Source organism: Enterococcus sp. CWB-B31, assembly GCF_020567645.1.
Lineage (GTDB): Bacteria > Bacillota > Bacilli > Lactobacillales > Enterococcaceae > Enterococcus_L.
Genome location: NZ_JAJDJW010000012.1, coordinates 75,891 through 100,944 on the forward strand (window position 1 = coordinate 75,891; position 25,054 = coordinate 100,944).

The 25,054-nt window shown below is 37.2% G+C and carries 20 protein-coding genes; 5 read left to right on the forward strand and 15 right to left on the reverse strand.

Annotated elements, in window-relative coordinates:
* Positions 1 to 4: 4 nt before the first annotated feature.
* The 3 genes from LI954_RS11385 to lepA all read right to left on the reverse strand — a co-directional run bounded on the left by LI954_RS11385 (position 5) and on the right by lepA (position 3,736).
* Positions 5 to 589: a DUF1788 domain-containing protein gene (locus LI954_RS11385; protein WP_229444529.1), complete on the reverse strand. Its 585-nt coding sequence runs from the start codon at positions 587 to 589 to the stop codon at positions 5 to 7.
* Positions 589 to 1,188 (reverse strand): DUF1819 family protein, encoded by a 600-nt coding sequence (locus tag LI954_RS11390; RefSeq protein WP_229444530.1) that lies wholly within the window; start codon positions 1,186 to 1,188, stop codon positions 589 to 591. Before LI954_RS11390 ends, LI954_RS11385 begins: the two co-directional genes overlap by 1 nt.
* A gap of 712 nt (positions 1,189 to 1,900) precedes the next feature.
* Positions 1,901 to 3,736, reverse strand: a complete 1,836-nt coding sequence (gene lepA / locus LI954_RS11395) for a translation elongation factor 4 (RefSeq protein WP_324254758.1) — start codon at positions 3,734 to 3,736, stop codon at positions 1,901 to 1,903.
* Positions 3,737 to 4,210: 474 nt separating this feature from the next.
* On the opposite strand from lepA, the gene LI954_RS11400 reads away from it, so the two are divergent.
* The 5 genes from LI954_RS11400 to LI954_RS11420 all read left to right on the forward strand — a co-directional run bounded on the left by LI954_RS11400 (position 4,211) and on the right by LI954_RS11420 (position 8,933).
* Positions 4,211 to 5,431, forward strand: a complete 1,221-nt coding sequence (locus LI954_RS11400) for a GNAT family N-acetyltransferase (RefSeq protein ID WP_229444543.1) — start codon at positions 4,211 to 4,213, stop codon at positions 5,429 to 5,431.
* A 110-nt stretch (positions 5,432 to 5,541) separates the two neighbouring features.
* Complete coding sequence (locus LI954_RS11405; protein WP_202068066.1) at positions 5,542 to 6,024, forward strand: nucleoside 2-deoxyribosyltransferase; 483 nt, start codon at positions 5,542 to 5,544, stop codon at positions 6,022 to 6,024.
* Positions 6,025 to 6,068: 44 nt separating this feature from the next.
* Positions 6,069 to 6,749 (forward strand): hypothetical protein, encoded by a 681-nt coding sequence (locus LI954_RS11410; RefSeq protein ID WP_202068065.1) that lies wholly within the window; start codon positions 6,069 to 6,071, stop codon positions 6,747 to 6,749.
* A gap of 580 nt (positions 6,750 to 7,329) precedes the next feature.
* Positions 7,330 to 7,971, forward strand: coding sequence for a hypothetical protein (locus LI954_RS11415; RefSeq protein ID WP_229444532.1), 642 nt, complete (start codon positions 7,330 to 7,332; stop codon positions 7,969 to 7,971).
* A 539-nt stretch (positions 7,972 to 8,510) separates the two neighbouring features.
* A complete protein-coding gene (locus LI954_RS11420; protein WP_229444533.1) occupies positions 8,511 to 8,933 on the forward strand; it encodes a transposase in 423 nt (140 codons plus the stop codon).
* Positions 8,934 to 9,860: 927 nt separating this feature from the next.
* Here the strand turns inward: LI954_RS11420 and LI954_RS11425 are convergent.
* From LI954_RS11425 to LI954_RS11480, 12 genes are all read right to left on the reverse strand, one after another.
* Positions 9,861 to 10,136: a hypothetical protein gene (locus LI954_RS11425; RefSeq protein WP_202068062.1), complete on the reverse strand. Its 276-nt coding sequence runs from the start codon at positions 10,134 to 10,136 to the stop codon at positions 9,861 to 9,863.
* Between the two features lie 120 nt (positions 10,137 to 10,256).
* Positions 10,257 to 12,866, reverse strand: a complete 2,610-nt coding sequence (gene clpB / locus LI954_RS11430; protein ID WP_229444534.1) for an ATP-dependent chaperone ClpB — start codon at positions 12,864 to 12,866, stop codon at positions 10,257 to 10,259.
* 351 nt (positions 12,867 to 13,217) lie between these two features.
* Positions 13,218 to 13,700: a hypothetical protein gene (locus LI954_RS11435; RefSeq protein WP_202068060.1), complete on the reverse strand. Its 483-nt coding sequence runs from the start codon at positions 13,698 to 13,700 to the stop codon at positions 13,218 to 13,220.
* Between the two features lie 203 nt (positions 13,701 to 13,903).
* Complete coding sequence (gene dnaI / locus LI954_RS11440; RefSeq protein WP_229441167.1) at positions 13,904 to 14,833, reverse strand: primosomal protein DnaI; 930 nt, start codon at positions 14,831 to 14,833, stop codon at positions 13,904 to 13,906.
* Positions 14,833 to 16,245: a replication initiation and membrane attachment family protein gene (locus LI954_RS11445; protein WP_229444535.1), complete on the reverse strand. Its 1,413-nt coding sequence runs from the start codon at positions 16,243 to 16,245 to the stop codon at positions 14,833 to 14,835. The genes dnaI and LI954_RS11445 overlap by 1 nt, the downstream gene beginning before the upstream one ends.
* 12 nt (positions 16,246 to 16,257) lie before the next feature.
* Entirely contained in the window at positions 16,258 to 16,743 is a 486-nt protein-coding gene (gene nrdR, locus LI954_RS11450; RefSeq protein ID WP_202068057.1) for a transcriptional regulator NrdR, read from the reverse strand.
* 155 nt (positions 16,744 to 16,898) lie between these two features.
* The gene (gene coaE, locus LI954_RS11455) at positions 16,899 to 17,495 is read right to left on the reverse strand and encodes a dephospho-CoA kinase (RefSeq protein WP_202068056.1); all 597 of its coding nucleotides are present in this window, start codon (positions 17,493 to 17,495) and stop codon (positions 16,899 to 16,901) included.
* Complete coding sequence (mutM, locus tag LI954_RS11460) at positions 17,495 to 18,337, reverse strand: DNA-formamidopyrimidine glycosylase (RefSeq protein WP_202068055.1); 843 nt, start codon at positions 18,335 to 18,337, stop codon at positions 17,495 to 17,497. Before mutM ends, coaE begins: the two co-directional genes overlap by 1 nt.
* Before the next feature lie 277 nt (positions 18,338 to 18,614).
* A complete protein-coding gene (polA, locus tag LI954_RS11465) occupies positions 18,615 to 21,260 on the reverse strand; it encodes a DNA polymerase I (RefSeq protein WP_229441169.1) in 2,646 nt (881 codons plus the stop codon).
* A 375-nt stretch (positions 21,261 to 21,635) separates the two neighbouring features.
* Positions 21,636 to 22,358, reverse strand: a complete 723-nt coding sequence (locus LI954_RS11470) for a hypothetical protein (protein WP_202068053.1) — start codon at positions 22,356 to 22,358, stop codon at positions 21,636 to 21,638.
* A 21-nt stretch (positions 22,359 to 22,379) separates the two neighbouring features.
* The gene (locus tag LI954_RS11475; RefSeq protein ID WP_229441170.1) at positions 22,380 to 23,291 is read right to left on the reverse strand and encodes an aldo/keto reductase; all 912 of its coding nucleotides are present in this window, start codon (positions 23,289 to 23,291) and stop codon (positions 22,380 to 22,382) included.
* Between the two features lie 206 nt (positions 23,292 to 23,497).
* Complete coding sequence (locus LI954_RS11480) at positions 23,498 to 24,973, reverse strand: helix-turn-helix domain-containing protein (RefSeq protein WP_229441171.1); 1,476 nt, start codon at positions 24,971 to 24,973, stop codon at positions 23,498 to 23,500.
* Positions 24,974 to 25,054: the final 81 nt, after the last annotated feature.

Sequence of the window (25,054 nt, forward strand, 5' to 3'; positions counted from 1 at the left end):
CACCTTACACAATACGAAATGCACGATAATAATTATCATCCACTTCCTTATCAAAAATTTTAAGCGTAGCACCATCATACTTCCCTGGAAAAAACATAACAATTGGAACAGTATCCAAAGACAAATTCATTGTGTTCAATACTTTATGAGAGCGAATTAATGGGAAAATTTCACCAACCCCTGTAATAAAGACTACATCTCCTTGAACTGTCTCATTTCTAATCAAAGATACAAAATAATTATTATTGTTCGTTTCTGTAATTTCTACCAAATCAGTAATTGCTCCAATAATACCGTCAATCCCCTGCTCTTCTTCGATATCATAAGTATCTTCTAAAATATCTTCCTCTTTTAAAAGATCTAAAAGAATATCAAATAAATTAAATACCTTTAATGTATAGCCTAAAATTACAGAATTATTTTTTCTTTGTTGTGTTTCAATCCAATCACGAACTTTAAGTTCCTCTTGCTCCGGATAATCAAAAACATAATAGCCTACCTCATTACCCAGCCCTTTATTTTCCTGAAAATCTTTTGTAGACATTTTTTCTAAAAGAGTATCTAATCGTCTATATAATTCATTTTCCATTAATTTCCTCCTGTTACAGCAAATAAAATCATATTTAGCTTACTATAAGTAAACCAGTCTTGTAAGCGAAAATCAACTACTGGTCGAACAATAATATCTTTATTGCCGTTTTCTTTAATGAATTGAGAGTCAATCAACACTTGACGAAAAGATCTGGATAATCGTTTTATTGTCTGTTCTGTCCATTTATTCGTTTTTTCTGTAGAAGCCATTTTCTTTTGCCAAAATTCTCGATAATCTTTTTGATTTAAATCTAACTGACCAGTTAGTAATTTTTCAGCGTAGACTTCAATCATAAATTCTTGAAAAATTCGTTGCTCTAACATTATTGCAACCACATTTACCACTTGCTGATTAAAAACATCTAAATAAAAAAATAGCGGCAATATTTCCTCACCTAAAATATTCACACGACGTTTTAAAACACCATACATTCGTTTCCCTCGGGCAATACTTGAAGCATTAAAGATATTTTCCTGCTCTACCATATCCCTTATATCATCATCATCTGCACCAGAATTTCTAAGATGTATATATTCTCGAAACTCATTAAACCAAGTAGAATGACTGGCCATTCCAGCACTATATTCCTTTTCCATTATTTCATATCCCATCTATTTTTGAATTACATTATTTAATCATTTTATAAATTTATGTACATTTTTGTAAAAATAAACTTCTAAATAAACCCATTTTATCCCAGTTTTCATTAGTAGTAAAAGTTTTTTTTGAAAATTTTGTATCAAGTAGTATAGCTCTTTCAAAAAATTGAACTATCAAGAAATTCTATATTTTTTGTTTATAGTGACTCTAAGGAATATTAGCGAAACATTTACTCATCTTTTTCATCTGAAATAGCAGGCATATTATTTAAAGTTATAGGTTCGACAAGCTTTAATAAAGCGATAAATTTCCAATCTGCTTCTCCATAGTGATCGTAAATTTCAATACGTGTCCTATGACTATAAAAAAATCGAATCACACTATAGATTTACAAAAAGTATGTCTTGAGTAAGTTGATGCTTGGCTCCCCCCCTATTGAACGCTTCTGGGAAACATTCAAAGAAGAAAAACTCCATCAGGGAAGCTGGCAAAATTTTGATGAGTTAAAGAAAACGGTCAATAGCTATATGCACTATTAGAGCTATTACAACAATTATCGCTATTCAGAATCTTTGACTAGGCATTTCCCGGGGAACTTAGAAAGCAAATAATATAAAAACAGGAATCGAGTCATTCGATTCCTGAACCATACTATTTTTTCCCCTGTTTACTTAACAGAGGGCAACCTCAAGTTGAAGTTTAAAGCTTTTATTTTTTCGGCTCGTCCTCGTCCATTTTCAAAACTGCCATAAAGGCTTCCTGCGGCACTTCGACCGATCCTATTTGTTTCATTCGCTTCTTCCCTTCTTTTTGTTTCTCAAGAAGTTTGCGTTTACGGGAAACATCTCCGCCGTAACACTTAGCCAGTACGTTTTTACGCAGCGCTTTAATGTCAGAACGGGCAACAATTTTCTGTCCGATAGCAGCCTGAATTGGTACTTCGAACTGCTGACGAGGAATCAGTTTCTTCAGCTTCTCAACAATCGCTTTTCCGCGTTCATAGGCAAAGTCTCTGTGTACAATAAAGCTCAGTGCATCGACTTTCTCGGCATTCAACAGAATATCCATTTTCACCAATCGACTTGCACGATAGTCACTCATTTCATAATCAAGGGAGGCATAGCCTTTGGTACTTGATTTCAGCTTATCAAAGAAATCAAAGACAATTTCTGATAAAGGAATATAATACACCACATTTACGCGGTAATCATCCAGATAATCCATGGTGATGAACTCGCCCCTCTTACGCTGTGACAGCTCCATCACCGCACCAACATATTCATTCGGGACCATGATCTGTGCTTTTACATAAGGTTCTTCAACTGATTCAATGGTCACCGGTTCGGGAAATTCTGCCGGATTATCAACCACAACTTTTGTTCCATCTGTCTTATTTACATGATAAATAACAGACGGAGCAGTTGTAATCAAGTCCAAATTAAATTCTCTTTCCAGGCGTTCCTGAATTACATCCATATGCAGTAAACCTAAGAATCCGCAACGGAAACCAAAGCCCAATGCCTGAGATGTTTCCGGTTCAAACTGTAACGCCGCATCATTCAGCTGCAGTTTTTCCAGTGCTTCTCGTAAGTCATTGTACCGGGATGTATCAATCGGATACAGTCCGCAATAAACCATTGGATTCATTTTTCTGTAGCCGTCCAATGCTTCTTCAGCCGGATTATCTGCTAAAGTCACTGTATCCCCAACTCGTGTATCCTGAACTGTTTTAATGCTGGCAGTAATATAGCCAACATCGCCCACCATTAAGTAATCTCTGGCAATTCCTTTTGGCGAAAAGACACCGACTTCAGTAACATCAAAAGTTTTACCATTACTCATCATCTGAATCTTGTCACCTGGTTTAACTACTCCATCCATCACTCGGACATTCAGTACAACTCCACGATAGCTGTCATAAACGGAATCGAAAATCAATGCTTTCAACGGCGCTTCTACATCTCCATCCGGAGCAGGTACATATTCCACAATCTGTTCAAGAATCTCCTCGATTCCGATTCCTGCTTTCGCACTTGCCAGCACTGCTTCGCTGGCATCAATTCCAATCACATCTTCAATCTCCTGACGAACCCGTTCCGGATCAGCAGCCGGCAAATCAATTTTGTTAATCACCGGTAAAATTTCCAAATCATTATCCAAAGCCAGATAAACATTGGCAAGTGTTTGTGCTTCAATTCCCTGTGCAGCATCAACAACTAAAACTGCTCCTTCACAGGCAGCCAGACTTCTGGAGACTTCATACGTAAAGTCGACATGCCCCGGGGTATCAATTAAATGGAAGATGTACGTTTCACCATCTTTAGCTGTATAGTTCAATTCAACTGCATTTAATTTAATCGTAATTCCGCGCTCTCTTTCCAAATCCATAGAATCCAGCAGCTGTGCCTGCATTTCTCTGGACGTTACTGTATTTGTCTTTTCCAGAATTCGGTCAGCCAGCGTTGATTTCCCATGGTCAATATGAGCGATTATCGAAAAATTACGAATTTTCTCCTGTCGTTGTTTCATTTCATTTATATTCATTGTCTTCCTCATTTCTTTTCAATCAGCAGTTATCATTATAACAAGGTTTTTCATAGATTTAAAGAACTTTCACCAAAAGCAGCAGTTATGGAAAATCATTTTTTCAGAAAATTAACGGCTTAAAAAAACAACCGCTAAATCAGCATATAAACACTGTTCTCGAACTATTCACTTTTTAGAATCAGCAATGTCTCACTGTATCCTGAAAAAAAGTAAATTCCCGTTATTCCAGCCTATCGTCTGTATGTTTCATCTTTTTTTGATATACTTAGGGTGTGTCTGAAAACTCAAGCGGTGAATATTTTGATGATTTTTATGGAACTCATCGTCATAAATACTCGCTTATGATCCACATAAGCTGTGTTTTCTTCCTTGATTTCAACAAAAATCACGGAAAAATTCAAATTCCACTAACTTTTCAGACACGCCCTAGTCTAAATGATTTCTAAATTATTATTTATTGGAGCGAAAATGATGGATCAAAAGGAATTTCGTAAACAGCTGGAATTAAGACCTGTTGGAGAAGAATATCTCAACCAGTTTAACGAGCTGCTCAGCTATGTTTTTCAAGTAACAGAATCTGATTTGGAGGAAAGCGGATTTCATAACAAAAGGGAATTTGTAAAATCTAAGCGTCCTATTCTGGAAGTATCGAAAGTATTTGGCTGGTTTCATGAAAACAAGCTGATTTCCCAACTCTCTATCTATCCCTGCAAAGTGAATATTCACGGAAAAATCTATGAGATGGGCGGAGTTACTGGAGTAGGGACCTATCCGGAATATGCAAATCATGGATTGATGCAGGACTTAATCCATATTGCTTTAAAAACAATGCGTGCAGACAAGCAGTGGATTTCTTATTTATATCCCTACAGTGTTCCCTACTATCGCAGAAAGGGCTGGGAAATTCTCTCAGATAAGCTGTCATTTAAAATCCGTGATACCCAACTGCCAAAAACCGTTGATATTCCTGGTTTAGTTGAACGTGTCTCTGTTAAACATGAAGATATCTTCACTGTTTATAATAAATTTGCCCGTCAGAATCATGGGGCGATGATCCGCAGTGAGTTTAACTGGGAAGAATACTGGCGCTTTGAAAATCAGGAAGAGCACACAGCTGCCATTTACTATGATGAACAACAGCAGCCTCTTGGCGTGCTGTTTTACTGGATTGCAGAAGAAGTGTTCCATGTCAAAGAGATGTTTTATCTGAATCAGGAAGCCAGAAACGGTTTATGGAATTTCATCTCCGCTCATTTCTCCATGGTTTATTGGGTTAAGGGTGATATCTACAAGAATGAACCTCTGGCATTTTTACTGGAAGATAGCCAAATTAAAGAAACGATTGAGCCTTATTTTATGGCGCGTATCGTCGACGTAAAAGAGTTTTTAGCAGCTTATCCTTTTAAAAGCAGTACCGAGCCGTTTCATTTTGTGGTTAACGATCCAGTTGCTGAATGGAACAATGGGATTTTTGCTTTAAGCTGGGATGACCAAGACACTCTGACTATTTCAGATCAGCCTGTTGGAAAACCAGTGAGGCTTGATATCCAAACCTTGACTTGTCTGTTTATGAATTATCGCAGACCAAACTATCTTTATCAGATTGAACGAATCAACACAGATAAAGCGACATTAAACATATTGGAAAAGCTGCTTCCCGATCAGGAAGCATATTTTAGTGATAATTTTTAGAAAACAAAGTACGATAATATTGACTAATTATCTTATCAACAACATTCTGAAAACTGGATACTGCATCAATCAGCTATACCATTCTATTTTACTATTGGAGGAATCAACACATGAATATTTACTTCGCAGGACCGATGTTTGCCAACGCAGACTTACGCTATAATGAACACTTAGTAAAGGAAATTCGAGCATTAGATCAAATGGTTACAGTCTATCTGCCTCAGGAAAATGCAGATATTAATGATAAGGCAGCGTACGCCGACAGTAAAATGATTGCTCTAGCCGATACAGAAAGAGTGCTTGAAAGCAGCTTGCTGGTGGCTGTACTTGACGGTCTGACAATAGATCCCGGCGTAGCCTCTGAAATCGGTGTGGCCTATGCGAAAGGAATCCCGGTCATTGCTCTTTATACCGACACTCGTCAGCAAGGCGCTGACAATCAAAAAAAGCTTGCTGCCTTGCAGGAAACAGCAGAGAACCAGTTCCATTACTTAAATTTATATACGGTTGGACTGGTTAAATTAAACGGCAATATTTATGGGACGGAAAAACAGTTTTTAACTGCTGTGAAGGCATTTATTGACAGCCATTAAAGGGGCAAAATCCTAGCCATGATCAATGCTGGAAGGAGAAAAAAATGAAATTAGAATTTGAAGACAAACAGGAACGCACAGCCTTTTTTGGACTGCTGCTATTTGGAATTTTTACTTTAGTTATGAACTTTGTAAGAATGTTCATTTCAGAACCAACCAGCCTTTATCAATTGTTAACGGTCGAAATGATTGCTGGTATCGGAACGATTTTTATTCCCTTTATTTTTACTAAATTTACCGGATTAATTTTTCCAAAGATTATCCGTCTATATTATTGGTTCTTTCTCTTTATTTCTGTATTTTTAGGAACTGGATTTCAATTTATGCTGATTTTTCCATTATGGGATAAATTTTTACATGCTGTCAGTCCTATTTTATTGGTGGCTGTTGGTTATGCCTTGATTAATCATTATCTTCGCAACAGCGATTATTCTTCCATCAGCCCATGGCTTTTCATTATTATGGGCTTTGCATTTGCAGGTATCTGCGGTGTCTTCTGGGAATTTTGGGAATTTCTTTGCGACAGTCTCGGAAATATGAATTTGCAGCGCTACATGACAGAATCTGGTCAGCTGTATGTAGGCAGAGAAGCTCTGATGGACACTATGGGCGATTTGTTAACTAACACAGCTGGATCTTTGATCTTAACAGTTTACAGTGTCACTCAACGTCATAATCCAAATTATTTCAGAGCTTATGCATTTCGCAAGCTGTCAAAAGATTAAGATTTAAAATAAGGAGGACAGTAAATAGCGGTAATTTATTTAAATAAAAAGAGGCTGTTATGCGGTTAAAAAGTTTTGGACCAATATGAAAAAGGCGATATTTTCAAAAAAAGAGGTTTGCTTTCAACCAATATATCAGCTAATTATAAAGACGGTAAAATCTACAAGAAAATCAGACTTCTTTCAAAAGAAGAAGTTCTTTGTTACTATGACGAGGTTGTGACATAACTTCTCCATGCAACGAGTAACCGCAGGAGCAAGCTTTTTGTGCGACGAGTAACCGCAGGAGCAAATCTCTTCGTGCGACGAGTAATCGCAGGAGCAAAAGTATTCCCCTCAAGAACCAAGTAGGCATCATGCATCACCTACTCTGATAGGTCAATCGTAGTGATTTATGACACCAAGGCATTTTTGACACATTGCATTTTATTTTAAAAGGTCGGCAGTTAATGACTTTTAACAGTATTTTCAAAGAGTATCGAAAGAAATACGAGGAATAGAAAGAATTTTCTGACAATTCGATTGACATTGGAATTTTGTATTGTTATAATTATAAAAAAATAACTTTAGGAGTGGTTTTTTGAACAAAAAAGTTCTTAAGAGCAAATTAGTTCCAAGTGCTATGTCTTTGGTTTTACTATCTAGTTTTTTGGTGCCTAATACTGTGGCTTTTGCAGAAACTAATGCTACTGGATCAGCTGTAGCTATTGAACAAGTAAATGATTTACCTCTTTTAGATGGAGATGCTAAAGAAATTTATGATGAAGTTGCTGTTCAAAATTATTTAGCTCAAGCTCAAGAAGAAACAGGATTCAATGTGAATCAAATTAATCCAGAAAGTGTAGAAACTGTTGCTGAAGAATTGGGAATTGATACAACCGGTGATGAAATTTCTTTGTCAGATAAACAATTAGTTCAGCTTCTTAAGAGTCAAGGCGCAGATATTAAACAAGTTCCTTCTAAAGCAAGAGCTGCTGGAGTAACGAAAATTGTTAAAAGAGGAAATGGGTCATGGGATATCTATCTTAGTGCTTCGTTTATCAGAGATTATTATTGGTATGCTGCTGCGGCTACAGTGATTGGTTGCTTGGCTCCTGGGATTGGTTGGTCTTTAGCTTTTGCAGTTATTGGGCTTGTAGCAGCTTATGTTGAACGCTCGACGAACCATGGATATGTTGTAGCTATTCGTAATTGGAGATTATCTACAATTTGGAGACAGTAAATGTTTGAGGACAAAAGAATGAAACATTCATACAGCAAGGTATTGCTAGTTGGTTTTTTTGTAGCTCTTGTATTAAGATTTGGCTTGACTCATTTCTTTCCTCAACAAGAATCATTTTTTGTTGTTTTGTCTTATGCTGTATTTTCAGCTCTGTTAATTTATTCGCATGTAAAAAGGGATAGTTATAAGATTAGTTCAAATAAAATGATAATTTTGTTGATTATCATTTCTTGTTTAGTTCTGTTACCTTTGATCTTTAAATTATTTGTTTGAGAGTAAGACACAAGAAAAGAATTAGGAAGTCGAATCAAAAGGTTCGGCTTTTTCTTTTGGTTTTTACTCATTACCACACTGGAGAGATGGAGTGTGAAGCAACCTTTTGAAAGAAAGCAACAGCCCTCGGCAGAGAGCACCTTTACAGAGTAAATATTTTAGACAAGTTACTGCCCCAATTTTACAAACAAATTGAGTGTTTAGAAAAACAAATTCAAGAAGTCGAAGAAACAATTAACGACTATCTCACTCCCTATGAAGAGTATGTGGAACGGTTAGAAGAACTCCCGGGAATCAATCGGCGAACAGCCGCAGTTGTGCTCGCAGAAATTGGGATAGATATGTCTGTGTTTCCAACAGCTGGACATTTGGCTTCGTGGGCAGGAGTGAGTCCGGGGAATAATCAGAGTGCTGGAAAAACCTACAGCAGACGTGTAGGGAAAGGTAATTCTTATCTAAAAAAAGTGTTAGCACAAGGAGCATTGGCCGTTTCCCAAGGGAAACCCAATCGAATACAGGCATTTTTCTTTCGGATAAGAAGGAATACCGGACACAAAAAAGCGGTTGTAGCGACCGTACATTTGATGGTACGAATCATTTATCGGATGTTTTCCGATGCGTCCCGTTATCAAGAACTTGGAGAAAATTATCTACAAAGTAGAAAGAACACCTTAACAAACAACCGCTAAAGTGTTCTAGACCAAATTTGACTAACCACACATTAAGCAGCAGGTAGTCTTTTTTTGCATTTTTTGGGTTTTAGTTTTCATATAAAAAGTACTTATTTCCGAGATGTTGCCTACGATTACTCGGCACAGATTAGGACCGACAAGTGCTAGTTCTACTTTGCCACTTCTGCTTATATTCGTACTTTAGCAGAATGGTATGCGTAGTTTCGATAAGTATTCTTTGAATGAAACTAGCTCACTTGATGTAGTAGAACTGCTGTCTCTATGAGTCTAATGATTCTCGAGACAAAACAGTACACTGTATCCGTTTTTCTGCGTCTACGGTTCACTTCACTTCGTTTCGATCTCATCAATTTCTAAACAGCAAAGCCACTAAGAATTGAAGGACTTCGTTTCGATCCTCGAAGCATGGAGGGGATTTAATTTTACGCTTCTTACGAATGCTCGAATCATACAAAGTCTAGAACACCGTTTATTCGGCTTTAGGAGTCTCAGATATACTTCTGTCACAGCCCCCTAAAGCTTTACAATACAAAACATGGATCACAGAGATAACAAAGCTGGTATTGTTATCTTTGTGATCCATGTTTTTTGCTGAAATGATCTCTCAGCAGATCTCTTGTATCTCAAGAATCTATTTCAATTTTATCACGATATCATTAGAGCTTTTTTCTCTTAATTCACTAGACATATCAAACATATTTTTTGAATGGATTCACTTGCGCCTCTTTTCCTTCACCCTTCAATTTTGAAGTGAAATTATCAATAATTGAATCGTCCTTTCTATAGTTACGTTGGAAAGAGGATGCTTCAAAACTAGATGGATAAAATAACAGTAGTTTTCAATCTTGATTATAAAAAAACGTTGAAACCCATAAAAAAACAGATTTCGATACTTTACTTAATATAGTTGATATTTCGTTGATGCTATCTCCTATGTCGATGACTTTCATATTGCTTTACTCTATTATTTGTCTGTTCCATGATCTCTTGTATTTTATGTTTTTCCATCATTAAGCGCTGACCTTCTCTTTCGCCTCTCAAAATCAGCAGCAGTTTAAATATTTTGACACGCCATTTCTTTCTGTTTATCCAACTCGGAGTTCTGTTATAAAGTTCTTTTTTACCCACTAATGACAATTTAATCTGCAGCTCCAGAAAAATAATTGTGCTAATAATGGCAATGATTGATTGTATCACCAAATGCAGCGATGCACTCCTTCATTTTTTCCCATACGGCTTCTCCCCTTCTTATCATATAGAAAAACAGATCAGACAGAAGCTGTTTACTTCTATCTGGTCTGTCAAAAAATATCCAAAATCCTATTCTTCTGTTTCAATTACTTTATTCTCAAATACTAGATGATCGTTCAATAAGCTGATGGTGACTTTTGTTTTCGGCATCACTTTTCCAGAAACAATTTCTTTCGCCAAAGGTGTTTCCACATTTTTTGTCAGGAAACGTTTCAACGGTCTGGCACCATATGCAGGATCGTAAGCTTGCTGAGCAATCCATTCTTTAGCTTCATCCGAAATAACCAGCATAATTTCCTGATGCTCCAAACGTTTTGACAACTGAGCAGTCAGCTTGGTGATAATACCCTTCACATCAGCAATACTCAATGGTGTAAATAGAATGGTATCATCAATTCTATTCAAAAATTCCGGTTTAAAGTTCCCACGAAGAACACTGCGAACCTGCTCTTCTACATCTTCCGGAATACGACCGTCAGCAGTCACTCCTTCCAGTAAAAGCTGTGAACCGATATTGCTGGTCATAATCATAACAGTATTCTTAAAGTCAACCACACGTCCCATGGAATCGGTCAAGCGCCCGTCATCCAGAACCTGTAAAAGGATATTAAAGACATCTGGATGCGCCTTTTCAATTTCATCCAGCAAAACTATTGTATACGGATTTCTTCTTACAGCTTCAGTCAGCTGTCCGCCTTCTTCATAGCCAACATAGCCTGGAGGGGCACCAACTAATCGGGAGACACTGTGTTTTTCCATGTATTCACTCATATCAATTCGTACCATATGTTCTTCAGAATCAAAAAGATTTTCTGCCAACGCTTTCGCCAGTTCCGTTTTACCAACTCCGGTCGGTCCCAAGAAAAGGAATGAACCTAAAGGACGATTTGGGTCCTGCAGACCTGCACGAGAGCGAATCACTGCATCACTCACAGCATCTACCGCTTCATTCTGTCCAATCACACGCTTATGAAGAGTTTCATTCAATTTCATCAGCTTTTCCCGTTCGCCTTCAACAAGTTTTGTAACAGGAATTCCTGTTAAGCGTCCGACAACCTGTGCAATTTCATGATCTGTAACAGATTCCTGCACCATCTTTATATTACTGTCGTCGTTCTTTTTCTCCAGATTTTTCAATTCCTTTTCAAGCTCAGGAATTGTTCCATGGCGAAGAACTGCTGCACGCTCCAGATCATAATTATTTTCAGCATCTTCCAGCTCGTGTTTGGCTTTATCGATTTCAGCCCGTTTGTTGCTGACTGCATTTACTTCTTCCTTTTCAGTCTCCCACTGCAGCTTCATGTTGTTAGCTTCTTCTCTAAGCTCTGCCAGTTCTTCTTGAAGATTTGCCAATCGTTTCTTGCTGGCATCATCTGATTCTTTTTTCAGGGCTGCCTCTTCAATTTCCAATTGCATTAATCGCCGGGTCACCTGATCCAGTTCAGTTGGCATAGAATTCATTTCTACACGAATCGTTGCACTAGCCTCATCAACCAAATCGATTGCTTTATCCGGCAAAAAGCGGTCTGTGATATAGCGATCAGATAATGCAGCCGCAGCAACCAAAGCATTATCATGGATATTTACACCATGGTGAATTTCAAATCGCTCTTTCAATCCACGTAAAATACTGATCGTATCCTCCACTGTCGGTTCTTTCACCAAAACTTTTTGGAAACGACGCTCGAGAGCCTTATCCTTTTCCATATACTGACGGTATTCATCCAATGTTGTTGCACCGATCAGATGCAGCTCTCCTCTGGCCAGCATCGGTTTTAGCAGATTACCGGCATCCATACTGCCTTCCGTTTTTCCTGCTCCGACAATATTATGAATCTCGTCAATGAACAGAATAATCCGGCCATCACTTTTTTTGACTTCTTTCAATACACCTTTAAGACGCTCTTCAAATTCACCCCGAAATTTTGCTCCGGCAATTAATGCACCCATATCTAAAGAAAAAATCGTTTTGTCTTTTAGGTTCTCCGGTACATCTCTACGCACGATCCGTTGTGCAAGTCCCTCGACAATGGCCGTTTTACCAACTCCGGGCTCACCAATCAAAACTGGATTATTTTTAGTTTTTCTTGACAAGATTCGAATGACATCTCGAATTTCTTCATCACGACCAATAATCGGGTCCATTTTCCCGCTTCTAACCTGCTGAACTAAATCCACTCCATATTTTTCCAATGCTTTATACTGCTCTTCCTGATTTTGAGAAGTCACTCGTTCACCTGCCCGAATATTTTCTATGTTCGCACGCAATTCCTTCTCCGTAATCCCCTGACTGACTAAATATTTTGTCAATCGGTAATTTTTCAATTTCATCAAAGCCAGAACGACAATTTCTGTTGACAAGTATTCATCCTGAAAAGATTCACGTAGTTTATCTGCTTCATTTAATAAATTGAACAGATTTCGACTCATGCTTTGACCATATTGAACATTTCCTCCCTGAACACTTGGATATTCATCCAGTGCTTTATCAATTTCTCTTTCAAAGGCTTCTATATCAACTCCGGCATCTGTATAAAAATTCCTGCCAAAATGATTTGGCTGTAAAAATATTTTCCATAAATGTGCAATATCAATTTCCTGATGACGTCTTGTTACTGCGATTTTCTGTGCTTCTGCAATTGCTTCCTGTAATGTAGTAGTCATTTTTTCAATATTCATACTGTATTCCCTCCTAAAAAATATAGTTTTCTATAAAAACATTCTTGTACTAATTATGAAACTTCTGTTCACAAAATACAAAGATATCGAATACTCATAACTAAATTATAATTAATTGGTCAACAAAGGTCAAACGTTATATTTATCGTTACAACCACTTTTTATTTTTCACTGCCAATCAATACAGCAGCAGACAATCACTAAAAAAATCCGGCTTCAGTATAAACCTATTCTCATTTTTTAGGACAAAAAAGCATTTCTTTCCCCAAAAAAAAAAACAGAACCAGGCAGTTTTTCTGCCGATTCTGATTTATATTTTCCTATTAACTTATTATAATTACCGCAAATTTGTTAATTAACCTTCTCAATAATTTTCACTGCATTTCCTGCTACTTGTGGAGGAATAGACGCGGTCATTGCCGGCATCCCTGTCAGAGTAAACTGAACTTTATCTCCACTCTTTAATTGATCCAGCGTTAAACCTTCTGCCAACTGATCTTCAGAAACATTTAAAATTACACCGTCCGTTTCCATCATAGGCAAAAACACTTCAGGATCGTCGACAGCTTCAATTGAATTCAGTACGAGACGAATTGCCCCATCATGCTCAGCGGCTTCTGCATCTTCACTCAATACACCAGTAAATACAGAAACTAACGAACTCCACTGACTGTCGGAGCTTCCTGACCATGATTGCTCTCCGGTCTGACTCGTTGATTCCTCTTTCGCCACACTGCTCTCACTGCTTTCGTTGGAAGTATTATTGCCTGATCCGCAGGCACCCAATATGAAAATAGATACGGCTGCTAAAAGTATCATTTTAACTTTTTTCATTCCAATCCCTCCAAAAAATATTTATTAAACCACATTTAGTTTAAAAGTTTTTTTTCTCTCTGTAAACTAACAAGGAGCAACATTAGGAAAAATTAATGAATAATAAAAAAACAGAAAGTCTAGAAACAATTATCATAAACTCTCTGTATCATTACATACCATTCATTATTAAATAATGAGATTAAAATTTTATCTCATATAGATCAGCCATTTCTCCGATCCTGTCCGCTCATGCTGATTTCTTTTGCCAGATAGCGGATGCGTTCCATTAACCGTTTCGCCTTCAATGGCTCCTGCTCTCCTCTTTGAGAAATCGTTAAATGCTCTTCCAAAGCTTTCATACTCAGATTTGAAGAAAAAAACGTTACCAGCTGCTCTTGCATTCTATATTGAAGAATAACACTTAGTATATCATCTCTGATCCAGCTGGTCATTGATTCGGCTCCTATGTCATCGATCATCAGTACCGGAGCTTTCTTGACCGCATCCAGTTTCTCACCTACCAGATCTTTGGCAATTGCCTGTTTCATCTCTACTGTAAATGTAGGGAAATGAATAATTGTCGTTAAAAATCCGTCTCTAGCTAAATCGTTAGCAACAGCTCCCAGCAGATAGGATTTTCCTACACCAAAAGTTCCCTGTAAATACAGTCCCTTATGAAAATCCTTAGGTTTAGCAATATATGCGTCAATGAATTTCGTTGCTTCACTCAGCGCTTCAAAGCGACCGCTGGATGAGCGGTCAAATTTGCTGAAGGTAGCTTCTCGAATGTCTTTGGGCATCGTCATTGCACTAACTCGTTTACGAACTTCCTCTTCTCTTTGTCGTGTCAGCAAAAGTTCAGTAGGTACATAGGTTACATCAATATAATGGAAATTTAGCGTAAGTTTCGGCTCATAGCCGGGAGCAATCATTGACGGATCATTTAAATCGAATTTCTTTTTTTCCTGAACGAATTCATACAGCTTGGAATAGCTTTTCTGGATATCTTCGTCTGTCAGCCGATCCCGGTGCTCCGAAATAAACTGCTTCACATCCGGATTATCCAATACGGTATTTACCAGTTCGGTAAAGCGGTCGTTCAAGTCTCTCCTGCGAATAATCTTTGACATTTCTTTACCTACATCTTCCATTATCTTTCACCTCGTCTCCTCAAAAACTCTTCCATCTCTTTATCCAGTTTTTCTTGTTCTTCTTTTGACAGCTTTTCTTCTGGAACAGGATTTGCCACCCAATCCGGCAGTGTTTCTTTCCGGATTACTGGTTGTTTTCTGTTTGATGAATAACCTTTATTATTTCGTCTCTTAAGATTTTCTTCCTGTTTGGTTTTCAAATAGCTCATTGCTTTTTCAGGGGAAAATATTTCTTTCTTTGCCCAGTCATTCGCAATGGTATATACATACTCTGCCTTCAAAGTAGCCTGCTTTTGAATAATTAAAACATACGAAATCAAAATATTAATTACACTGTTCGGCAAGCCTGAACGTTTGACCAAGTACTCAATAATATAGCGTTCCTGTGCGATTTCAAAGCCTCCAGTCTGCTGTTTAATCGCCGCAAGATAGGTCATTGGAGGGATTGCTTCACTATCAAGAATCGTACGAATATCTTCGTCAGAAAAGCCATCTTTCTTCAATGAATTAAATCGATAAGAACGCTGTTCCTCTTCTGTAAGATTTGCTCGTTCATTTCTTTTAACCTGGACAGCCTTTTGCGGTTTGCTGTCACTATAATGACGTGTAATTGCTCTTTTTAATGCTGCTCTGTCAATTTCGTTTGTCTGATAATCAAATGTTTCTTTAATGAATTCAAGCATTTCCAGCTCATCAATGCCATAAAGACTATTAAATAAATAAATCTCTTCTTTCAAATCCCTATTGTCATTTGATATCTTCGACCCAAAGCGTTCAACCTGCGAGACAAAGAAGGACCAGTCAAACCTTGCTTCATCAATAACAGACTGTGTTCTGACAGGTACCGGATCTTTAAAAGCCTGCTTTAAATTTTCAAGAAGAGCTCCTTCGGCTATCAATTGTTCTTCCTTAAATGAATAGACATCCTGATAGCCACAGGAAATATTTTCATAGCCGGCAAAATTCATAAACTCCGGTTGAAAACGTTCAAACAGCTGATCAAATTTCTTTTGCCCCACACGATTCAGCAAGGTTAATGCCAGTACCTCATCCTTAAAAAATGCTTCAACCGCCTCCGGATGATTTAGTCGAAAAACATATACCCAATCCAATTCTGCATCCTCTTTAACGAATGTATCCAGCAGTCCAATCCCTTCAAGCTTTGCTCTTGCTTCTTCCAATTGTGTGGTACTCAGATCAAGCAGAAGATTTAGTTCTCTGTGAAAAAGAGAATCGCTGAGACCTGATTGCTTTACTTCTCCTAACAGAGTCAGGAACAAACTAAAGGCATTAGCTCCTACGATCGGCTGATAGAGAAAAATCAGGATATCTTTTTCCAAATCTGAAAAGGGATGGTTAACCAATACTTTAAAAATATTTTTTGGCTGGATTTCTTTCCTGTTATTTGTCACGGAAAGACCTCCTTATTCGTTCTCCGTATCATCTTTATCTAAGTGCGCCTTATCGACAATCTCCTGCAATTCCTTAAGAAATACACTCATATCCTTAAATTGACGATAAACACTGGCAAAACGAATATAGGCAATCTCATCTAAATTGACCAAATCCTCCATTACATATTCACCAATCAGATTAGTTGAAACTTCATTTTCACCAAGCTCCCGTACCCGATTTTCAACATTATCCACAATTTTTACCATTTGTTCCATGGCTACCGGCCGCTTTTCAGCTGACCGAATCAGCCCTCTCAATATTTTCTCTCTATTAAATTCTTCACGATCACCATTTTTCTTAATAACAAGTAAGGGCGCCGCTTCTATTCTTTCAAAGGTCGTAAAACGATTTTGGCAGTTTTCACATTCTCTTCTTCTTCGAATCGCTCTTCCATCATCTGCCTGACGACTGTCAATCACTCTTGAGTTATTATGGTGGCATCTTGGACAACGCACAATGATCACCTCAATTTCATTATTTAGTAGTTATATTATAACATGAAATACATCATATACCAGTTATTGACAAGCTTTTCTCAACGGCTTGAGTTTTTCTTAATTTCAGCCTAATTTAAAACCATAGCTCCTGGAAACGGAGTCAGACCAATTGATTAAATGAACCCTTCTTTTTCCAGCCATTCCGAAATCTGTCTTTCCAAGTCTTCAATTGTTCCCTGATTGTCAAACACAATGTCAGCCTTTTCCTTTTTTTCTTCAATCGACCATTGACTATTCACTCGTTGCAACGCCTCTTCTACTGACAATGAATCTCTTGCCATCAGCCGTTTTATCTGTTTAGCTTCAGGTATATATACAACAGCCGTTTTATCTACAAACTCCTCATATCCGTTTTCATACAGCAGCGGAATATCCGCAATGACCAAAGGATAACTTTTCTTTAGTTCATTGATTTTCCCCACAATACTTTTTTCTAAAAAGGGAGCCATCGTCTGATTTAGAAGTGCCCGCTTTTCATGGTCAGAAAAGATAAGGGTACCTAGTTTTTTTCGATTCAGCGATCCATCATTGTTTTTGATGGATTCTCCAAAAGCAGAAACAACTGCTGATAATCCCGAACTCCCAGGCTCAACCACTTCTCGTGCGATTTTGTCTGAATCTACAATTGGGAATCCTGCATTTTTAAAGACTTTCATTGCAGTTGTCTTTCCTGTAGCAATACCGCCTGTCAATCCAAGTACAAAGCTCATCAGCTTTTTCTTCCTTTCAATTTTTGACACTCAGGGCAAAAATGAGTTCCTCTTTGTGCCACTTTTATTTTTTTGATTGGGGTACCGCAGCGCATGCATGGCTCCCCTGTCTTTCCATAGGCATGTAAAGAAACTTGAAATTTCCCGGCTTCTCCCAGTGCATTCAAATAGCTTCGAATCGTCGTTCCGCCAGCTTCAACTGCTCTTCCTAAAACATCAATAATAGAGGCATATAAACGCTCAATTTCTTTCTTAGTCAAAGTATCAGCAGGCTGTTCGGGATGAATTTCCGCTTCCCAAAGTGCTTCATCTACATAGATATTTCCTAAGCCGGTAACTAGTTTTTGATCAAGCAGAAGTGGTTTAATGGCTTTATGATGTCTTTTGAGGCCTTCTCTAAACGGTGAGAATATGAATACTTCAGGAACAGGTTCAGGTCCTAAAGATAAAATTCCTTTATATTGGCTCGACTGGTCCTTTTCCACAAGAACCATCCTTCCGAATTTTCTCACATCAAGGTAACGGAGCTCTGTATGATCTTCAAAAATAAAGCGGACATGTGTATGTTTTACAAGCAGATCATTTTCTGATTCATGAAACTCATATTTTCCCTCCATACGTAAATGAGAGATTAAATCATACTCTGTCAGCTTAAAAATCAGAAATTTCCCTCTACGCTCCACTCTATTTATTTTCTGTCCAATTAAGGACAGTTCAAACAGATCCTTTTCAGGCTGTTCAATGATTTTTCCCCATAAAACTTCTACAGCTCTAATTGTTTTGCCGGTAACAAGCTTTTCCAAGCCTTTTCGGACCGTTTCTACTTCTGGTAGTTCAGGCAACCTTTTCTCCTCCGTTCGAATAAATTGTATCTTGACTATCCTGCAAGTTTTATTACAGATAACTATATGGAATAAAATAGAGTGATTAAAACACTCCTTCAATAAATGTAAACTTCTTAATACTTATAACTTTACAATACCATGGATTCTCTCTCTTTTAAAGAGGAAAAATGACTGGCAAAAATTCACTCCCAGTCATTTACTATCTCCTATATTCGATTAATCAAACTTCGAAAATCATTTCATTTTTCTTTGCTTCAGTTTCTTATTTTATTGGCTACTTCGCATCATACCAGGTTTTACCCCAGCTGCTTTCTGTAATCAACGGAACCGTAAGGCTGACTGAATTTTCCATTACTTCTTTAACAAGCTCATTCAGACGATCCAGCTCGATTTCAGGCACTTCAAATACAAGCTCATCATGCACTTGTAAAAGCATCGTTGCTTCCAGCTGTTCTTCTTCCAAACGTTTTGCCATATTAATCATTGCCAGCTTAAGAATATCAGCTGCACTTCCCTGGATTGGTGTATTAATGGCTGTTCTTTCAGCGAATGAACGCAGATTGAAGTTTCGTGAATTAATATCATTCAAATAACGGCGACGGTGATACAAGGTTTCTACATATCCCTGTTCCTTTGCTTCACGAACGATCTCTTCCATATATTTTTTTACCCCTGGATATTTTTCAAAATAGGTATCAATATACTGCTGCGCCTGCTTTCTGGTAATCCCGAGATTCTGAGAAAGACCATAGTCGCTGATTCCATATACAATTCCAAAGTTTACAGCTTTTGCCTGACGACGCATATTTGGTGTCACATCTGATTCAGAGGCTAATCCAAATACCCGCATTGCCGTACTTGTATGAATATCCTGTCCTTCTAAAAAGGCTTGCTTCAGATGTTCATCACCAGAAATATGAGCCAATACTCTCAATTCAATCTGTGAATAGTCAGAAGAGAAGATCAGCCAATTTTTTTCTCTTGGAATAAACGCCTGGCGAATTTTCCGACCTTCATCCAATCGAATAGGAATATTCTGCAAATTTGGATCTACAGAGCTTAATCTCCCAGTCTGAGTCAGCGTTTGGACGTATCGTGTATGGATCTTGTCGTCCGGCTGAATGACTTTCAGAAGACCTTCAATATATGTAGACTGTATTTTTGCGATTTGGCGATAGGTTAAAATATCTTCGACGATCGGTGCCTGCTCTTTGAGCTGCTCCAGCACATCCACAGCCGTTGAATATCCGGTTTTAGTCTTTTTGATCACGGGCAGTCCCATTTTTTCAAATAGAATCACACCTAATTGCTTCGGTGAATTCAAATTAAATTCTTCACCCGCTTCTTTATAAATCGTCTGTTCAATCTGTCTTAGGCGTTCAGAAAACTCTACGCCCATTTCTCTTAACCGTTGTGCATCAACTCGAATCCCGGTAATTTCCATATCACCCAATATTTTTGACAGAGGCAGTTCCATTTTGTAAAAGAGGTCGGACTGGTTCTTCTCAATTAATTCTTGATCCAGCTTTTCAGATAGAAAATGGATGGCTTTTATCTTTCTGGCCAGATGACTAAAAAATGCTTCTTCATCTTCCGGAAGCCCTTTTTTGGCGCCTTTTCCATAGACGGTTTCATCAGAATGAATATGCTCATAGCCATAATATTGCGCAACACCAGCAATATCCGCACTGTTGTCATTTGTATCAAGAAGATAGGCTGCCAGTAAAACGTCAAAGTTTATCCCCTCAGTTTTTCCAGCATATCGGTTTAAAGCGACATATGTCCGTTTCATATCATAAACTTTCTTTTTGTACTTATCAGAAAACAGCCAGCTGGTAAAAGCTGAGCTTTCAAACAAAGCCAGCTCATTCGTGGTGTAAATGGTATTTTTTGTCCCCCATGCCACTCCAACAATTGGTGAGGTATGATAATTTTCTTCCATCATTTCAACATACAATGCCATGTCATCTGTAAACATTTCTTCAGTAAATGAATCTACTACTTTAAAATGAATATCCTCTATAGGCTGAATTTCTTCCTCAATATTCAACTTGTTTAGAAACTGTTTAAACTCCATTTCTTTATAAAAGGGAACAAGCTTGTCCAAATCTTTCCCTTCATATTTTAAACTGTCAATTTCCACGTCAACAGGAGCATCTATTTCAATAGTTGCCAAACGTTTGGATAAAAAGGCCTGAGCTTTATCATTAATCAAATTCTCTTTCATCTTGCTTTGCTTCAACTCGTCAATATGATCGTATATTCCTTCAACAGAACCATATTCCTTCAACAGCTTGATTGCTGTCTTTTCACCGATTTTTGTCACACCGGGAATATTATCTGAAGCATCTCCTGCAAGACCTTTCATATCAATAATTTGATTAGGCGTCAGTCCATCATATTTTTCTGCTACATGTTCAGGGGTGTATGTTTCAATATCACTGACACCTTTAACAGTAATATCCACTTTTACTGAATCAGAAGCAAGCTGAGTCAGATCCCGATCCCCGGAAAGTACCACTATATCAAACTCTTTTTTTGAAACTTTATTCGCCAGCGTACCGATAATATCATCCGCTTCGTAATTGTCCAACTCATAATATTTTACACCAAGGCCTGTCAACAGCTCACGAATATAAGGCATCTGTTCTTTAAATTCGCCCGGTGTTTTGGAACGTCCTCCTTTATATTCAGGATACCACTCCGTCCGAAAGGTTGTTTTTCCTGCATCAAAGGCAACCAACACATGAGTCGGCTCTTCCTTAGTCATGACATTTTCAAACATGTTATTAAAAGCATAGATTGCATTTGTATGTAATCCATTTTTATTTTTAAAGCGTTCTAAAGAATTATGCAAAGCAAAAAAAGCTCGAAACGCTACACTGTTGCCATCTACCAGCAATAATTTATTTTTAGCCATCTATTTTCTCCTTCTCTTCAACTTGACTCTGTTTCATTCTAACAAATATCCTTGAATTTTGCAGTAAGAAGACAACCGCTGTTTGAGAAATTCACTAAATTTCCGTTCCATCCAAATTTTTACTCTCAAAATGAACTAAAGAACCTGATAACTCCCCCATTAATTAAAGGTATAAAGACCTTTTTTCCTTATTAACAGACAAAAAAACCTTCAAGTTTTCCGGGCTTGAAGGTTTTTGAAATTAGAACAGTTTAGGAGGTCTGTTCTTTTTCGAGTTCACACAAATGAAATTATCACACTTAATTTCTTATTTGAGTTTATTCTAACCACAATTTTTGAATTTTTTATGACTGAATATTTCTTAAATTGTAAATTTTACAGGAAGACTTGGTGCATCCTGCTTAATCGCCGAGTTCTTTCGACTTCAGTTTGAAAAATTTTTTCAGGATTCAAGCGCTCTATTTCTGTTACTATTCTTTTGGAATAATCAAAAGGAAAAGCCGAACAAAAAATAATATATTTCCATACATAGAGAGGATCATCTTTAAATAATTCATATGCCTCTTTTCCTTTAAGAAAGTAGTCTTCCCTTTGCAAAGAAGGATTGTAAAATATCAGGAAACCAAGACCATCAATTAATTCTCGTGAATACTGTTTGTCCGTTAAATAATTCAGCAATACAATTCCTTCTTCTCCACTCATCTTACCAATCACTCGGCAAATTATATCTCTTGGCAAAGGGTAAGATTTTTTCAAGGACGTTTTTGCTTCTGAAATAGATTCATACTGATTGTTGCCAATTGTATTGATATATGGGATCATCAATCTTGCTGTCTTGCCGTTCCCTTTTTCCAATGCCCGACATAGTTCAAGCCGTGTATACAGCTTCTTCTCCATCATCAAACACTTAAGCAAAGCTTTTGCTGCTGTATTGTCCAAAAGACATGTTTCACCAATTAACCTGGCAGCTAATGAACGCTGTACAGGTTCAGGATCATTCAATTGTTCAATTAGTTCTTCCATACGGAAACTCTTCTCAATGAAGATATTTTCTTCAAGATAACCTCTGGAAATCAAATCATTTGATGCTGACTTCATTGACTGCTCCTTAATCGCTTCCTAGGGCAAAATATTGCCGGCAGCAAGATAAATAGCATACCAGTCTTCACGACTAAGAACAATTTTTGAGGCATCTGCAATTTCTTTGATTCTGCTGGTATTCATTGTTCCTGCAATAACTTGCATATTGGCAGGATGTCTCAAAATCCAAGCTGTCGCCAATCCGGTTGATGTGATACCATATTTGTCAGCTATTTCAACCATTTTTTCATTGAGTTCCGGGAATTTTTCATTGCCGATAAACACACCTTCAAAAAAACCATATTGATAAGGTGACCATGCTTGAATAGTCATCTCATTTAATCGGGAATAATCAAGAATACTCCCGTCGTGATCTACACTTCCTGCATCTGTCATATTCACATGGATTCCCTGGTCAACCATTCCAGTGTGCTTAATCCCAAATTGAAGCTGGTTAGCAACTAAAGGCTGAACCACAGTCTTTTTCAACAGCTCAATCTGCATCGGGTTTTGATTGCTGACACCAAAATATTTTACTTTCCCTTCTGCTTCCAATTGATCAAATGCTGCTGCTACTTCTTCAGGTTCAACCAGCGTATCCGGACGATGCAGCAATAATGCATCTACATAATCAACACCCAGACGTTTTAAACTGTCTTCTACGGAATGAATGATATGCTCTTTTGAAAAATCAAACATTCCTTTACGGATTCCACACTTTGTCTGAATAAAAATATCTTCTCTGGAAATCGTACTTTCTTTCATTGCCTTCCCAAAGATTGTTTCACATTCTCCTCCGCCATAAATATCTGCATGATCAAAAAAATTGATGCCATTTTCAACTGCTGTTTCAATAATTTCCTGCGGGTGATCGGCACCGTTCATTCTCATACAGCCTAAAATAACCGCTGCAGCCTCCACACCACTATTACCAAATTGAACTTTCTTCATCAAATAGCCTCCTAAAATTTAGACATAATTGAAAAATCAGCAAACGTCGTTACCCAGCATAATCATGCGAACAAAAACAATCACTCCAGCTAATATAAACCAGTTGAATCATTGCATAATCAGTAAAAACTATATCTAGTTATCGAAAGATTTTCCAGTCACACCCTTGTATTCACTTTATTCTAACATAATTAATTGAAAGGGTTTTAATTTTTATCTTCAAGAAAATAATTTAATTGTTTTAACAGCGAATATTCATCCATTCCTGCAATGAAAATAACAGGACATTCAGATGCTTTTTTCTTAAAAATCCGATGAACAGAAGTAGTCAAAATAACATCTGCGTTCTGATATTCTGTATGAAGCCCGCCATCAATTAAGCGAATGTTTTTTCTATCTGTAAAAAAATTGGCTATCTTTTTAATGAACCTTTTTTTCTGCTCTAAATTCCATTCAAGAACAAAATAAATATTTTTCCGCTTTTCCAGAATAATTGGTGAACATGCCTCTGAAAGAATAAAGAAGTATCGTAACAATAACTGGTTTCCATCAATTTTATTAAAATGATTAAACTCTTCTTTAAGAATACTTACCATATTTGTCACTCGTTCAAACGTATTTGGATAGTATTTGACCAAATCTTTTAATGCCGAAAGATCTTCATACAGAAATCCTGCATTCATCTCATAATACAAATGAAACCCAAGCAGCGATACAAAAATTTGTATGTCAATAATAAGCTCATTGTGTTCAAAGATTTTTCTTAATCCTTTTGCTCCACTGGATGCATATTTATAAACGGTTGTTTTAGCTGCTGAATTTTCGTAGACAATTTTTTCCTGTATCAATTTACCAAATGTAAATGAAAAATGTGCTTTCACATTGAGGAACAGATACATTTCTTCAACTTGGGATAATTTGAAAAAACTGCTTTTCTTTATCTGTTTTGAAAAATTTTGAAACAATTGATTTCTCAAACAATAGTTTTTTAAATCTGTTTTAAGCATTACCGGGTTTCCCGTATTCACCCTGTTCAACTGAATTTGAATTAGCAGTCTCAAATATTGTTCCTGCAAATGATTCATTTTCATTTGGAAAAAAAGTATACAGTCTTGAGTTAACTGATTTATTTGATTTTCCAGACAACAATCCTTCAACTGAATATTCTCTTGAAAAATTAGTCGATGAATTTGAAAGATAAATTCTCTGATTTGGTGTTCGCTGCCAGTCAATTCCAGTGTATGATGCTTTAATGTCAGCTGGTAGCTTTTCAGCCATTGGCGAAGCTTGGTAATTCTCTTTCTTACTAGGGCTTCACTTTCATTTAAACGTAAAGCTAGCTCTTTGATGGATATTTTGTCTGCTGTCAGAGTTTTTTCTAAAAGAAAGATTTCAGGGGTATTAAAAATAATCATTAAACGAAATTTTTCCAGATACCAAGTATTTTTCATCCTCAAAATCACTTTATCATTCTCTTGAAATTCAAGCTGAAGCCATTTGCTGAAACCATAATCTTTCATACATTGCTGTAGTCTCAATAAATATTTCTCTGCTGTTTTTGCATGAATATAAAGCTGCTCCGCTACAAATTTAGCCGAAATCGGTTCCAGTCTACTTTGAAAAAGAGTTAAGATTTCCAACATTTTTCTTGTTTCAAAGCCTAAAATTTCCTGAATTTTCATAATAGCTCTCCAAGTATTCCCATTATCTTCTACAAAACAAACTACGCATTTCTATTATTAAATTATTTTTTCATAAAAAAA

Excerpts from the sequence above, each read along its gene's own strand:
- LI954_RS11435 (WP_202068060.1), bottom strand. The coding sequence starts at position 13,700 with ATGAAAAAAGTTAAAATGATACTTTTAGCAGCCGTATCTATTTTCATA.
- LI954_RS11470 (WP_202068053.1), bottom strand. The coding sequence starts at position 22,358 with ATGAAGTCAGCATCAAATGATTTGATTTCCAGAGGTTATCTTGAAGAA.
- coaE (WP_202068056.1), bottom strand. The coding sequence starts at position 17,495 with ATGAGCTTTGTACTTGGATTGACAGGCGGTATTGCTACAGGAAAGACA.
- LI954_RS11390 (WP_229444530.1), bottom strand. The coding sequence starts at position 1,188 with ATGGAAAAGGAATATAGTGCTGGAATGGCCAGTCATTCTACTTGGTTT.
- polA (WP_229441169.1), bottom strand. The coding sequence starts at position 21,260 with ATGGCTAAAAATAAATTATTGCTGGTAGATGGCAACAGTGTAGCGTTT.
- dnaI (WP_229441167.1), bottom strand. The coding sequence starts at position 14,833 with ATGGAAGATGTAGGTAAAGAAATGTCAAAGATTATTCGCAGGAGAGAC.
- clpB (WP_229444534.1), bottom strand. The coding sequence starts at position 12,866 with ATGAATATTGAAAAAATGACTACTACATTACAGGAAGCAATTGCAGAA.
- LI954_RS11410 (WP_202068065.1), top strand. The coding sequence starts at position 6,069 with ATGAAATTAGAATTTGAAGACAAACAGGAACGCACAGCCTTTTTTGGA.
- lepA (WP_324254758.1), bottom strand. The coding sequence starts at position 3,736 with ATGAATATAAATGAAATGAAACAACGACAGGAGAAAATTCGTAATTTT.
- LI954_RS11385 (WP_229444529.1), bottom strand. The coding sequence starts at position 589 with ATGGAAAATGAATTATATAGACGATTAGATACTCTTTTAGAAAAAATG.
- LI954_RS11480 (WP_229441171.1), bottom strand. The coding sequence starts at position 24,973 with ATGAAAATTCAGGAAATTTTAGGCTTTGAAACAAGAAAAATGTTGGAA.
- LI954_RS11405 (WP_202068066.1), top strand. The coding sequence starts at position 5,542 with ATGAATATTTACTTCGCAGGACCGATGTTTGCCAACGCAGACTTACGC.
- LI954_RS11475 (WP_229441170.1), bottom strand. The coding sequence starts at position 23,291 with ATGAAGAAAGTTCAATTTGGTAATAGTGGTGTGGAGGCTGCAGCGGTT.
- LI954_RS11400 (WP_229444543.1), top strand. The coding sequence starts at position 4,211 with ATGGATCAAAAGGAATTTCGTAAACAGCTGGAATTAAGACCTGTTGGA.